Annotated in this window: 9 protein-coding genes and 1 pseudogene; 8 read left to right on the top strand and 2 right to left on the bottom strand. The window is 38.7% G+C overall.

What is annotated here, in order from left to right; genetic code table 11:
- Nucleotides 1-55: 55 nt before the first annotated feature.
- Nucleotides 56-1,156, bottom strand: coding sequence for a DNA polymerase IV (dinB, locus tag QF042_RS24490; RefSeq protein ID WP_307532773.1), 1,101 nt, complete (start codon nt 1,154-1,156; stop codon nt 56-58).
- 91 nt (nt 1,157-1,247) lie between these two features.
- Between dinB and QF042_RS24485 the strand changes: the two are divergent.
- Nucleotides 1,248-1,586 (top strand): annotated as a pseudogene (locus QF042_RS24485) (DUF6717 family protein); the annotation flags it as partial.
- Nucleotides 1,587-1,753: 167 nt separating this feature from the next.
- Here the strand turns inward: QF042_RS24485 and QF042_RS24480 are convergent.
- Nucleotides 1,754-2,113: a PleD family two-component system response regulator gene (locus tag QF042_RS24480; RefSeq protein WP_307532772.1), complete on the bottom strand. Its 360-nt coding sequence runs from the start codon at nt 2,111-2,113 to the stop codon at nt 1,754-1,756.
- A 294-nt stretch (nt 2,114-2,407) separates the two neighbouring features.
- Here QF042_RS24480 and QF042_RS24475 point away from each other — a divergent pair, with 294 nt between their 5' ends.
- From QF042_RS24475 to QF042_RS24445, 7 genes are all read left to right on the top strand, one after another.
- Entirely contained in the window at nt 2,408-3,421 is a 1,014-nt protein-coding gene (locus tag QF042_RS24475) for a LacI family DNA-binding transcriptional regulator (protein ID WP_307532771.1), read from the top strand.
- A gap of 433 nt (nt 3,422-3,854) precedes the next feature.
- Complete coding sequence (locus tag QF042_RS24470) at nt 3,855-6,827, top strand: TonB-dependent receptor (RefSeq protein ID WP_307532770.1); 2,973 nt, start codon at nt 3,855-3,857, stop codon at nt 6,825-6,827.
- Nucleotides 6,828-6,922: 95 nt separating this feature from the next.
- Complete coding sequence (locus tag QF042_RS24465; protein WP_307532769.1) at nt 6,923-8,527, top strand: RagB/SusD family nutrient uptake outer membrane protein; 1,605 nt, start codon at nt 6,923-6,925, stop codon at nt 8,525-8,527.
- An 18-nt stretch (nt 8,528-8,545) separates the two neighbouring features.
- Nucleotides 8,546-9,601, top strand: coding sequence for a SusE domain-containing protein (locus QF042_RS24460; protein WP_307532768.1), 1,056 nt, complete (start codon nt 8,546-8,548; stop codon nt 9,599-9,601).
- A 123-nt stretch (nt 9,602-9,724) separates the two neighbouring features.
- On the top strand, nt 9,725-11,569 hold the full coding sequence (locus QF042_RS24455; RefSeq protein ID WP_307532767.1) for a glycoside hydrolase family 13 protein: 1,845 nt from the start codon (nt 9,725-9,727) through the stop codon (nt 11,567-11,569).
- A 91-nt stretch (nt 11,570-11,660) separates the two neighbouring features.
- Nucleotides 11,661-12,359 carry a beta-phosphoglucomutase gene (pgmB, locus tag QF042_RS24450; protein WP_307532766.1) on the top strand — a complete coding sequence of 233 codons (699 nt, stop codon included), beginning with the start codon at nt 11,661-11,663 and terminating at the stop codon, nt 12,357-12,359.
- 100 nt (nt 12,360-12,459) lie between these two features.
- The gene (locus tag QF042_RS24445; RefSeq protein WP_307532765.1) at nt 12,460-14,778 is read left to right on the top strand and encodes a glycoside hydrolase family 65 protein; all 2,319 of its coding nucleotides are present in this window, start codon (nt 12,460-12,462) and stop codon (nt 14,776-14,778) included.
- Nucleotides 14,779-14,817: the final 39 nt, after the last annotated feature.

Raw genomic sequence — 14,817 nt, 5'->3', positions numbered from 1 at the left:
TTCAAATGGAAATTGGCTTTTTAAATTACGAAATTCATGTATTAAGCATTAATCATCAAAACTCAAATTCCAGTTGATTGCTTTCTGGCTTTTCTATTTCCACATCATCATAAAATCGCGATAAGGTAATACCTAATAACCGTACCTGGGTTAAGCCGATAGCTGCCTCTTCCAAAAGTTTAATCGCCTCTGCATAAATTACCGCTGCTTTGTTTATTGGTGTAGCAAAAGAGCGGCTACGCGTAATGAGTTTAAAATCGGCGAATTTGATTTTTAAGGTTACTGTTTTTCCGCTTAGTTGATATTTTTCCAGACGTTTGGCTACCGTTTCACTGATCTGTTTGAGCAGATCGTGCATCACCGAATCTTCATTGGTGTCTTCTGCAAAGGTATCTTCTGCACCAACTGATTTGGTTTCGCGATGCGACTGAACCGGGCGATCATCAATACCACGCACAATTTTATAATAAAATCTTCCCGATTTCCCAAATTGGGCAATAAGCTGTGCTTCTGTTAATTTTTTTAAATCAGCACCCGTATTAATCTGCATGGCCTTCATTCTGGCGCCGGTAACTTTGCCTACCCCAAAGAATTTTTCTACCGGCAGGTCTTCCATAAAGGCTTTGATCTTCGATGGACCAATAAAAGTCAAACCGTCAGGTTTGTTCATGTCTGAAGCTACTTTGGCCACAAATTTATTAATCGATACGCCAGCCGAGGCAGTTAAATTTAACTCATTTTTAATGGCATCTTTAATGGATTGAGCAATGTCAATAGCCGATCCAATGCCGAGCTTGTCTTCAGTAACATCAAGGTAGGCCTCATCCAGCGATAGGGGTTCTATAATATCGGTGTGCCGACTAAAAATTTCCCTGATGGCTTTCGAAACCGCAGCATAAGCATCAAAACGGGGATATACGAAAATTGCTGTTGGGCAAAGCTGGTAAGCTTTACTGCACGACATTGCCGAGCGGATTCCATATTGGCGTGCTTCGTAACTTGCTGTAGCCACCACGCCCCGGCTATCGGGTTTACCTCCAACCACTATGGGTTTGCCCCGGTATTCAGGAAAATCACGTTGCTCTACAGATGCATAAAATGCATCCATATCAATATGAATTATTTTTCTTAAAACCGTTGGAGTTAAATCAGACATGCAATGATCTAAATTTCGTGATTTTTATCAGGATTATTGAGTTAGATTTTTTTTCTTTACAAAATATGGAAAGAGCAATTCGTTTTGTAAAAATGCAAAACACGAATGGTGTGCCGATTTACCAGAATGGGGTGGAGATATTGCCGATTTGCAAATGGTAGAAGGTGCCGATGATTTATTAAACTGGATAGCCTCTACCGAAAGTGAATGCAAATTATTGATGGCTGATGCGCCTATTGAAAATGCCGGGATTTTAGATCTTGTTTATGTACGCGAAGAGAATTTGGGCGGTGGTGAAGATTATCTGTTAGAAAACTTTAGAGGGGAATTTAATAACCATAAACTTTGGCTTTGCCAGGTAACGGAGTTTGTTTTTAAGCAATTGCCCCAATGGATTTATTTTAAGGAGATTAATGAACAGAAAGTTTGAGATTAAGATTATGTTATGTAGACCTCCCTTACGTTCGTCATCCTGAACTTGTTTCAGGATCCATTTAACTGCAATTCTTTAATTGATTCATTATTAATTTCCCTAACAGGATTATCATGTAAAAGACCCTGAAATAAATTCAGGGTGACGGTTCTAGGAATATTGAGCTAATCCAACAATACCTCTACCTTATTCAGTAACGAATCCATCTCAAATGGTTTCTCCATAAAATCATTTGCACCGGCATCCATTGCTGATTGCCTGATATCCCTGCTGGCGGAAATCATTAAAATAGGAATTTCCTTATATTGAGGGTCGTTTTTAAGCTGTTTGCATATGTCCCTGCCATCATGGCCACTCATCCAGATATCGAGCAAAATCAGATCTGGCTTATTTTTTACCGCGTCTATCACTGCCCCACCATCATATGTAAATTCAACATCATAACCCATCACTTCCAAAATCATCGTCACAGCATCAACAATTCCTTCGTCATCATCTGCGATGAGTATTTTCTTATTTCCCATTTTATAATTTATTTCATCTGTTTTGTTTTGCAATCGGTATAATGAGAAGATGATTAATAGCGTATAATAATTAATGTGGTAAAGATGCTTTTTGTTTTAAAAAAAAAGAATATTTATTTAAAGAATTTTACCAACGGATCAATCAAAGGCTTTTGAGACCAGATTTCTTAACAGAATGTTTAGCCACATAAATTCAATGCGAAATGCATAATTTTAAAGCTTATAAAATATTTCGGACATTTATAGTTTATATTTACAGCGTTTATTCAAATTAATTGGGTTTAATAGCCAAAAATGGATAGTATTAATATTAAGAAGTTAGCAGAAGCCTTAAATTTATCTACTTCTACAATTTCGAGGGCCTTTAGGGATAATAGTGACATTAATGGGGCTACCAAAGCGCGTATTTTAGCCAAAGCAAAGGAATTAAACTATCAGCCCAACCATTATGCCAGTAATTTAAGGGAACAAAAAAGTAAAACCATTGCCGTTATTGTTCCGGAGCTGGCCAATAATTATTTTTCGCAGGCCATTCATGGTATAGAGCGGGTAGCGCGGGAGAATGGTTACCACATCCTGATTTACGTTACCGACGATGATTACCAAAAAGAAGTAACTTTTATCCGCCACTTACACAACGGTAGGGCCGATGGCATTATCATGTCGGTTTCTGGAGAAGCCAACGATCATAATTACCTGAATAAATTTGGCAGTAAAAGATTGCCATTGGTGTTTTTCGATCGGATTTATGAAGACATTGATACCCCAAGGGTAATTACAAATGATTATAATAGTAGTTTTCTGGCAACAGAACATTTAATAGAGCAGGGCTGCAAAAGAATTGCTTATCTGGTGGTGAATAAAAGTTTATCAATTGGTAAAACCCGTATGCAGGGTTACATTGATGCCTTGTCCAAACACCAGATTCCTTTCGAAGAAAACCTTATTGTGGATTGCAGCAACAGTTATGAAGAAAATAGCGTTATCATCAAAGAGGCTTTAACACAATTAAAACCCGATGGTGTTTTCACCTCGGTAGAACGTTTGGCTTTTGCCACTTATTATGCCTGTTATGATCTCAGTATCATTATCCCCAAAGATTTAAAAGTGATCAGTTTCTCCAGTTTGGAAATCGCGCCTTTGTTAAATCCCTCACTCACCACCATCACCCAACCGGCTACCGAAATCGGAGAGGAATCGGCTAAATTACTGTTTACTATTTTAGATGATCATGCTGATAAAAACCTGTCAAATGAGGTGGTTTTAGAATCTAAAATTATCAAGCGGAATTCGACCGCAAACGGGTAAAAAAGACACCGAAAAAGAGGTTTGTTTTTAGCCTGAAATTCTCAAAAAATTTCTTCACTTAGTGTAAAATACGCAGAATTTTGATCGATTGTCGGGAACGTTCCCGAAAAATTGTTAAATTTTAACCTGCTTTTTTCGGGAACGTTCCCGAAAAAAGCCTTAAAAATTACTTAGTGTAATAGTTACACTTTAAATTAAAATTTAACTGTTTCAATATGTTGATTATGAAGTTGTTATAATTTTTGCAGTTATTTAATGCTGATTTTTACTTGTGCTAAAATGCTAATTTTTAGGTTCGTTTTCCTGCTGCAATTTTGATGCGAAATATATTTTTTAAATAAATTTTGAAATATCATTAACAGCTGTAAATTAGGCCTATGTGTAAATCACTATAATATTTAACCAAATTTTTATACTTAAACGAGCTTCAAATATGAGAGTATTTTACCTGTTAAAACAGGGGCTTTTGGTGCTGTTAGTTTTTTCAGCATTAATGGTAAAAGCACAAACCGGATCGGTGTCTGGTAAGGTGCTTGATGAAACCGGCCTGCCATTACCTGGCGCTTCTGTAGTTGTAAAAGGAACTACAAGAAGTACATCAACTGATGCGAATGGTAATTATAAACTAGCAAGTTTATCGAATGGTTCGATAACGCTATCTGCAAGTTTTATCGGTTATCAAACCCTAGATAAAACCGTAAGCATTTCAGCAAATGCTACTGTTAATTTTCAATTGGTACCCGATGCACAAAAACTGAACGAAGTTGTGGTAATCGGCTATGGTACTGCAGAAAAGAAAAACCTAACCGGATCTATCACCACAGTAAGTGCGAAAGATTTTCAAAAAGGTGCGATTACAACGCCCGAACAATTAATTCAGGGCAAGGTAGCAGGAGTGAACATCATCTCTAACAGTGGTCAGCCCGGAGTAGGTAGTCAGATCCGTATCCGTGGCGGAGCATCATTAAATGCCAGTAACGATCCATTAATTGTAATTGATGGCGTACCATTTAGCGGTAACACTATCGATAATGCACCAAGCCCGTTATCGCTAATCAACCCGAACGATATAGAAACTTTTACCGTACTGAAAGATGCAAATGCAACAGCTATTTATGGTTCAAGGGCATCAAACGGAGTAATTTTAATTACCACTAAAAAAGGTGGTTCTGGTGCACCAGTAATAAATTTCAGTACCAATAACTCCATTGCAACGGTTGCCAGAAAGGTAAATGTACTTTCTGCAGATCAGGTTCGCGCTTATGTTAATGCAAACGGAAACGCTACACAAAAGGCTTTGTTGGGAACGGCAAATACCGATTGGCAGGATGCCATTTATCAGCATGCATTTACTTCTGATAATAATCTGAGTATAGCAGGTTCATTCAAAGGTGTACCTTACCGTGTTTCTGCAGGTTACTTAGATCAGGATGGTTTATTGATTACTGATAAATTAAAACGTGGGACAGGTTCAATTACCTTGTCGCCTAGATTGTTTAAAGATCATTTAAAGATCGATTTAAACTTAAAAGGATCGCTAACCGATTCGCATTTTGCAAATGCTGGCGCAATTAACTCAGCCATTCAGTTCGATCCAACGCAGCCAATTAATGCTAATAATCAATACGGTAACTATTTCGAATGGACACAAGGTACAGGAAGTGCAATGGTTCCAAACCCAAATGCGCCACGTAACCCTGTTGCATTAATTAGATTACAGGATAATAACGGTAATGCAGCACGAAGTGTAGGTAACGCTAAATTCGATTACTCATTTCACTTTTTACCGGAATTACATGCCAACTTAAACCTTGGATACGATGTATCTAAAGGTTATGGAAACATCAGCGTGCCCACTTACGCGGCTCAGGCAGCAGCAACAAGTGGTTCATTTTCAAGGGCTTTAAAAACAGGAGCTGATAAGTTTTCCGAGTTCTATTTAAATTATGCACATACGGTAGAAAGCATTAAAAGTAGATTTGATGTAACTGCTGGTTACGGTTATTATGATATTGCAACCACTGGTTATAACTTTACCAATTACACGGGTTTAGGTGCGCCAATCGTTACACCGGTGTTTCCATTTTCTGTAGAACGTAATAAAATGCTTTCTTACTATGGAAGACTTAACTATACACTAGCAGATAAATATATCCTATCGGCCACGATGCGTGCTGATGCTTCTTCAAAATTTGCTGAAAGCAACCGTTGGGGATATTTCCCTTCAGTAGGTTTTACCTGGAGAATTATCGGAGAAAATTTCCTTAAAGACAGCAAAGTGCTTTCTGATCTGAAATTGAGATTAAGTTATGGCGAAACAGGTAACAAGGATGGTGCTGACATTGGTAACTACAATTACATTGCTAAATATTACGCCAGCAGCAATACCGGTCAATACCAGATTGGCAACACTTTTTACAATTATTATGCTCCAGCCGGATATGATCCTGATTTGAGATGGGAAACTACCACTACTTATAATGCAGGTTTAGATTATGGATTTTTAGGCGGAAGGTTATATGGTAGCATTGATGTTTATTATAAAAAAACCTCTGATTTATTGAGTAAGATTACCATTCCGGTAGGAACAAACTTCAGCAATGAACTGGTTACCAACGTAGGTAATATGGATGTTAAAGGCGCAGAAGTAAGCTTAAATTTTACAGCCATTAAAACTGAAAATACCACCTGGGATTTTGGTGTAAATGCTTCTTATAACAAAAGAAATGTAACCAATTTAACCTTGAACCCGAACTCTGGATTTAAAATCGATGCAGGCGATATCTCAGGCGGAACAGGAATCCACTTAAAATACAATGCGGTTAATCAGATTCCTCAATCGTATTTTGTGTACAAACAAGTTTACGATGCCAGCGGCAAACCATTGGAAGGTGTTTACCAGGATTTAAATGGTGATGGTAATATCACAACTGATGATCAGTATTTCTATAAATCGCCAGATCCTCAATTTACTTTTGGTTTCAATACCTCATTTACATACAAAAAATGGAGCGTTAATACGGTTTTAAGAGCCAGTTTAGGTAATTACGTTTATGATAACGTGAGTTCGAACTTTGGTATTAAATCAAATCTATTGAGCTCAGTAGGTATCCTTAATAATGCTAGCAGCGATATATTGAATACTGGTTTTACCAATACACAATACCTGAGCGATTACTACATCAAAAATGCATCCTTTCTGAAAATGGATAATTTAGGTTTAACCTATAATATTGGCAAATTATCTAAAGATGGAACTGCAACGATGAGACTTTCAGCAAACTGTCAGAATGTTTTTGTTGTAACGAAATATAAAGGTCTTGATCCGGAATTGGCTACAGGTATTGATTATAACCTGTATCCACGACCAAGAACATACACGCTAGGTTTAAACGTTGGTTTTTAATAGAAGAAATACAATGAAACCGTCATGATTTTCAAATCACACAATAGAATGAAATCATGGCAGCTTCATTACAAATGAAAACAAAATTTAAACAAATGAAAAACTCATTTAAAATAATATTGGCATCGGCGGTTTTAGTGCTATCATTAAACGCATGCAAAAAAGAAGCATTAAATCTAACACCAACCAATGATGTAACAGCAGATATTGCGTATGCTACGCCTGCAGGTTACAAACAACAATTGGTGAGGTTATATGCAAATTATGGATTAACAAGTCCATCGGGTTCAGATAATAGCGATGTTGGGGGCTTAAACGCTGGTTTCGCAGATTTTTTAAGGTTATTTTGGACCTCACAAGAATTGGTAACAGATGAAGCGGTATGTAATTGGGGCGATACAGGGATTCCTGAATTAGACAATGCTACCTGGTCTACCGATAACCAGTTTTTAAGAGGTTTATACTCACGCAGTATCTCGCAGATTACCCTGGTTAACGATTATTTACGTCAAAGCACTGCCGATAAATTGGCTTCCCGTAATATTACCGGAGCTGATGCAACTAGTGTTGCGCGTTACCGTGCAGAAGCACGTTTCTTACGCGCCTATCAGTATTGGGTGTTGTTAGATGCATTTGGAAATCCGCCGTTTGTAACGGAGGCTGATGAAATTGGAAAGGTTAATCCTAAACAGATTCAGCGTGCAGCATTGTTTACTTATGTAGAATCAGAATTAAAAGCTATAGAAAGCGACCTTGCTGAGCCTCGTGCTAACGATTATGGTCGTGCAGATAAAGGAGCAGACTGGGCATTATTAGCCAGGTTATATTTAAACGCTCAGGTTTATACAGGTACCGCAAAATACACAGAAGCAATTACCTATTCAAGCAAAGTTATTGCAGCCAGTTATAATTTAAATCCGAGTTACGCTAATCTGTTTAAAGCCGATAACAATATTGGAAACACCGAAAATATATTAACCATTAATTATGATGGTGTTAACGGAACCAATTATGGAGGTACCACTTTCCTAATCAATGCAGCAGTATACACATCAGCTGATGCTGCGGGTATGGTGGCAGGTGAGTATGGTGTGCCAAATGGTGGTTGGGCAGGTAACCGTACTCGTCAGAATTTGCCAGCCTTATTTCCAAATACCACAGGATCTATTGATAAACGCGGTGTTTTTGTTGGTCCGAAAGCAACAATAGATGCTATTTCAGATCCTAATGATGGTTTAAAGGTGACCAAGTTTAAAAATGTAACGTCAGGTGGTACAACTCCTGCATCATTAAATGGAACATTCAGCTCTTTAGATTTTGCCCTTTTCCGCTTGGCAGAGCAATATCTTATTTACGGGGAAGCCGTTGCCAGAGGTGGTTCAGGCGGTAATGTAACAGATGCTCTAACTTACGTAAATAGGTTGCGCCAAAGAGCTTATGGCAATACAAACGGTAATGTTACCGCAGCTGCTTTAACAACAGATTTTTATTTAGACGAAAGAGGTCGCGAGTTGTATTGGGAAGGTCACCGCCGTACCGATTTAGTACGTTATGGTAAATTTACAGGTGGTACTTACCTATGGCCGTTTAAAGGTGGGGTTAAAGCCGGAACATCTATTCCAGCTTACCGTAACATTTACCCGATTCCAGCGGCAGATTTAATTGCCAATCCGAATTTGGTTCAAAACACAGGTTATTAATTTCTAAAAATTAAAAAGATGAAATCGATTTTTTCTAAAATATTGATCTTTGGTTTGATAACCACTACAATTTGGTCTTGCAAAAAAGACGAAGTTCAAACTGTCACAAATGTAAGTCCGGCAGGTACTTTAACAGCATCGGCCACAGCTTTGAACCTAATACAGGCTAATCAAACAAGGCCTGCGCTAACATTGTCATTCCCAGCACCAACTGTAACCGGATACATTGTTCCGGTAAGCAATACGCTGCAATTTGACCTTAAAGGGAAGAATTTCAGTACAGCAAGAGAAGTAGTGGTTTCCAATGCCTCTTACACCCCAACGGTGAGTGAGTTTAATACCATGCTATTGGCCCTGGGTGGAGTAATTGGCACTTCGACACAAGTGGAAGTGAGATTAAAATCTGGCCCGGCAGTTAATGCCATGACGTATTCTAACGTGATTACCTTAACGGCAACACCATATTTAGCATCAGCATGGATTTATGCCCCCGGAGCTTACCAAGTTTCTCCAGATTGGAATCCACCAACAGCTGATAGTCTTGTATCTTTAACCAGTAATGGAATTTACAAAGGGGTGATCAACTATCCTACAGGCAAACTGGAATTTAAAATTACTCCTGAGAAAAAATGGGATGTGAATTACGGTGATGGTGGTAGTGGTACTTTAAATTCTACTGGCGGCAACCTTAATGCTGGTACAGCCGGATTAAAACAGGTGACTGTTGATATGAATGCCAAAACCTGGTCAATAAAACCTGTACTTCAACTTTGGTCAATTATTGGTGACGCTACGCCAGGTGGTTGGGGGACTGACACTGACATGAAATATATTAATGATGGAAAAGAATCCTGGAGGATTACTTTAGACCTCAAAGCTGGTCCGCTTAAATTCAGAATGAATCACGATTGGGCTGTTAACCTGGGAGGGGGAACTAACCTTACACTTGGAGGCGCTGATATTAACGTGGCAACTGCAGGAAACTATACCATCACCTTATCTGTGAATAACCCCGACCCAACCCTTGCTGCCACATCGGTTATCGGTGGTACCTATACAATAGTCAAGAATTAATCGTTAATTAACTTAATATTCCCCGCAGCGCGTTCTGTGCTGCGGGTTTTCTCCTTCTCAAAAGTTTTGCATGATGAATCCTCGCTCAATTATATCTATCACTTTAATAATGTGTAAACCCTAATGAAAAAAGTAATATTGGTGTTGGTTGTTTTTCTGGTCTGTAATAATGCATTCGCCCAAAAGCTGGAGCGTGTAGAGCCAATGTTCTGGTACGTGGGGATGCATAACCCTAAATTGCAATTATTGGTACATGGTGATAACATTGCCAATGCCACAGTTGCCTTAACCTATCCAGGGGTGAAACTCATTAAGGTTAACAAAGTAGAAAATCCCAATTATCTATTCCTAGATTTAACAATTGCCGCTACCGTAAAATCCGGGAGTTTCCCGATTAATTTTTCTGTAAAGGGCAAAAAGATATTCAGTTATACTTACGAATTAAAAAACCGCGATAAAAGTGCAGGCAGGATTCAGGGCGTAACCAACAAAGATTTTATTTACCTGCTCATGCCCGATCGTTTTTCGAACGGCGATAAAAGCAACGATGTGGTTCAGGGTTTAACCGAAACCGCATTAAACCGCGATAGCATGTATTACCGCCATGGCGGTGATATACAAGGCGTGATTAACCACCTCGATTACCTGAAGGATTTAGGGGTAACAACAGTTTGGATGACTCCAGAGGTAGAAAATGATATGCCACAAGCTTCATATCACGGCTACGCGGTAACCGATCATTATAAAATAGATCCCCGTTATGGTACGAATGCACTTTACAAAAAGTATGTAGAAATTGCCCATACCAAAGGATTAAAGGTGATTAAAGATATTGTACACAACCACATTGGCACCCAGCATTGGTTTTATAAAGATCTACCAATGAAAAGCTGGTTAAACCAATGGCCAAAATACACACAAACGAGTTACCGCGATCAGACTGTGATGGATGTGCATGCATCTGCGGCAGATCGTAAACAGATGTTAGATGGTTGGTTTGTGCCTTCAATGCCCGATTTAAACCAAACCAATCCTTATGTGCAGAATTACCTCACCCAAAACCACATTTGGTGGATCGAGTATGCTGGTATTGATGGTTTACGTTTGGATACTTACGGTTATAACGATCCGGTTTATATGGCCGATTGGGCTTTAAAAGTTCAGGCGGAATTTCCGCATCTATCCGTTTTTGGCGAAACATTGGTAACTGCGGTAGCTAATCAGGCCTTTTTTACAGGTGGAAATACCGTTAACCGTGGTTTCGATACTCATTTGCAGGGCATTACCGATGCCACTTTAAAAGATGCGATTTACGAAGGAATCAACGGCAAAAATGGTTGGGTAGACGGAATTAACCGTTTGTATGCAACATTGGCTCACGATTTTCTTTATAAAAATCCAAATACCAATTGCATCTTTTTAGATAATCACGATATGAGCCGCTTTTATTCGATGGTTGGCGAAGATTTTGATAAATACAAAATGGGAATGAGTATCTTGTTAACCATGCGCGGCATTCCCGAAATGTACTACGGAACAGAAATTTTAATGAAAAACTTTTCCAATCCTGATGGCTTGATCCGTTCTGATTTTCCTGGTGGTTGGGAAGGCGACAAAAAAGACAAATTTATGGCTGACGGCCGTACGAATAAAGAAAATGAAGCCTTCAGCTTTGTGAAAACCTTAGCCAATTTCCGCAAAAACAACGCAGCATTACAAACCGGTAAACTGATGCAGTTTGTGGCTCAAAATGATATTTATGTTTATTTCCGCTACAATGCAGAACCAAAAGGGACAGTAATGGTTATTGTAAACAATACCGAAAAAGAAAAAACCTTAAATACCGATCGTTTTGCCGAAAGAACAAAAGGGATTACAACCGCTAAAAACGTAATTACCGGTGAAAATATCAATTTTCAGAATATTAAAATACCAGCTAAGACTACTTTAGTGCTCGAATTAGGGTAGAAGGTTGAGGGTTTAAGGCGGAAGGTAATTGCCAATTGCCAAAAAAATGCTACGCCTTGAAACCTGATACGTAATTAAAATTATAATAAAGATGCAAAATAATAGTCATATAGAACCTTCTACCTTCAACCTTACGCCTTCTACCTCAATAAAGGCTTGTCTTTTCGACTTAGACGGTGTTCTAGTTGATACCGCAGTTTACCATTATAAAGCCTGGAAGCGTTTGGCCAACACCATGGGTTTCGATTTTACAGAAGAGCAGAACGAACAGCTGAAAGGCGTTAGCAGGGTAGAAAGTTTAAATAAAATTTTAACCTGGGGTGGCGTCGACAAAACTGATGCTGAAAAAGAAGAATTGGCTACTTTGAAAAATAGTTGGTATGTAGATATGATTACCAAAATGACACCTGCCGAAGTTTTACCCGGAACGGTTGATTTCTTAACCGCGATTCACAAAGCCGGCTACAAATTGGCTTTAGGCTCGGCAAGTAAAAACTCGGGTATCATTTTAGAAAAAACAAATTTGGCCCATTTTTTCGATGAAATTGTAGATGGAAACATGGTAACCAAATCAAAGCCCGATCCGGAGGTATTTTTAAAAGGGGCCGAACTTTTAGGTTTTAAACCTGATGAATGTGTAGTTTTTGAAGATGCTGTTGCTGGTGTAGAAGCTGCAAAAAGAGGCGGAATGAAAGCCATCGGTATAGGCGAAAAAAGTGTGCTTAGCCAGGCAGATGTGGTAGTAAGCGGATTAGACAAATTAACAGTTAAAGACTTAGAAGAGTTGTAAAGGAGTAGCAAGTATTAAGTAGTAAGGATCAAGTAGTAAATTTATCTTGATACCCGATTCTAATTACTTGATACTAGTTACTCGCTACTTGATACTAAATATGAAAAATTACATTAAAGCAGATGAGTGGAATATTATCGAAGAAGGCTTTGATCCTCATTTGAATAAAATTTCCGAAAGTATTTTCAGCCTGGGTAATGGCCGTATGGGCCAGCGTGCCAATTTTGAAGAAACTTATACCGGAGAAACCTTACCTGGAAATTATATTGCAGGCGTTTATTATCCAGATAAAACCCGTGTGGGCTGGTGGAAAAACGGGTATCCGGAATATTTCGCGAAAGTATTAAATGCGGCAAACTGGGTAGGTATTGAAGTAAAACTAGACGATGAAATCCTTGATCTGGCAACAGCTGAGGTAAGTGATTTCAAACGTACATTGAATATGCATGCCGGATACCTGGAACGTACCTTCATCGCAAAATTAAAAAGCGGTAAAACCTTAAAAGTTAAATCAACTCGCTTTTGCAGCATCGCCGATGATGAGGTTGGTGCCATCCGTTATAGCATTACCCCATTAAATTTCGATGGCAGATTAACATTAATGCCTTTTATTGATGGTGATGTTAAAAATCAGGACAGTAACTACGACGAAAAATTCTGGGATAAAATTGCAGATGAAATTTCGGGAACAGAAGCCTATATCAAACTAAGAACAAAGAAAACAGAATTTGAAGTTTGTACTGGGAGTAATATCGAATTGTATAAAAATGGGGAGAAATTAGATCTTAATCCGGAAGCAGTTCGCAAGGAGAAATTTGTTGGGCAAACTTTTTCTCTTGATGTTAAAGCAAACGAAGAGATCACCCTGATTAAAATTGCAGCGAATTTATCTTCAGAAAATTACCCAAAAGAATCACTTTTAAAAGAAACAAAATCGGTAATTGCCAAGGCGTCTGCCAAGAGTTTCGATACTTTATTAAAAGAACAGAGCGAAGCCTGGGCAAGCAAGTGGGAAGAAAGCGACATTATTATCGAAGGTGATGTTTCAGCTCAACAGGCTATTCGTTTTAATATTTTTCAGCTTTTTCAAACCTATACCGGTAAAGATGACCGATTGAACATTGGTCCGAAGGGTTTTACCGGAGAAAAATACGGCGGCTCTACCTATTGGGATACCGAAGCTTATTGCGTGCCGTTTTACCTGGCGACTGCTCCTCAGGAAGTGAGCAAAAACCTGTTGGTTTATCGCCATAAACAATTGGGTAAAGCGATTGAAAACGCAGCAAAATTAGGTTTTAAAGATGGCGCAGCGTTGTATCCAATGGTAACGATGAATGGGGAAGAATGTCATAATGAGTGGGAAATTACCTTCGAAGAAATCCATCGTAATGGTGCCATCGCTTTTGCCATTTTCAATTACATCCGTTATACTGGCGATGAAAGTTACCTTTCTGATTTTGGGTTAGAAGTGTTGATCGGTATTGCCCGTTTCTGGAAACAACGCGTTAACTGGAGCAACGATAAACAGCAATATGTAATGCTTGGTGTAACTGGTCCAAATGAATACGAAAACAATGTAAACAACAACTGGTACACCAATATTTTGGCTACATGGTGCATGAAATATGCAACCGAAGCTGCCGAAATCGTGAAAGTACAGCAGCCTGAAAAATACAATAGGCTGTTAAAAAGCCTAAATTTCGATCAAAAGGAATTTACCGACTGGGCCGATATCATCGAGAAAATGTATTATCCACAAGATGAAAAACTTGGTATTTTCTTACAACAGGATGGATATTTAGATAAAGAACAAACTTTGGTGAAAGACCTTCCTGCCAGCGAACGTCCAATTAATCAAAAATGGAGCTGGGACAGGATTTTACGCTCGTGTTTCATTAAACAGGCAGATGTTTTACAGGGATTATATTTCTTTGAAGAAGATTACGATCTGGATACATTGAAACGCAACTTTGATTTTTATGAGCCACGTACGGTACACGAAAGTTCATTGTCGCCATGTGTACACAGTATTTTAGCGGCAAAATTAAACGACGAAGCACGCGCATACGAATTCTACTTGCGTACCGCCCGTTTAGATCTCGATGATTATAACAATGATACCGAAGATGGTTTGCACATCACTTCGATGGCAGGAACCTGGATGAGTGTGGTAGAAGGTTTTGCAGGCATGCGTGTACGCGAGGGTAAATTGCAGTTTAATCCTTTCTTGCCGGGTAAATGGAAATCTTTTTCGTTTACCATCGGCTTCAGAGGAGCTACCTTAAAGATCAATATTACCGAAAGTGTTATCAGTATCAAAAACAATGCAGCTGTTGATTTAGAAATCAGTATCAGAAACCAGGTTTATAAATTGGCCGGAAATACCGAAATTGAAGTGAATAACGCAGCATTGGTATGAGAAAGGTAGAGGGTTTAAAGGTTGAGGGCAGAAGGGAAA

Origin of the sequence: Pedobacter sp. W3I1, from assembly GCF_030816015.1 — a bacterium.
Lineage (GTDB): Bacteria > Bacteroidota > Bacteroidia > Sphingobacteriales > Sphingobacteriaceae > Pedobacter.
This window is presented reverse-complemented; position numbering and strand designations above follow the sequence as displayed.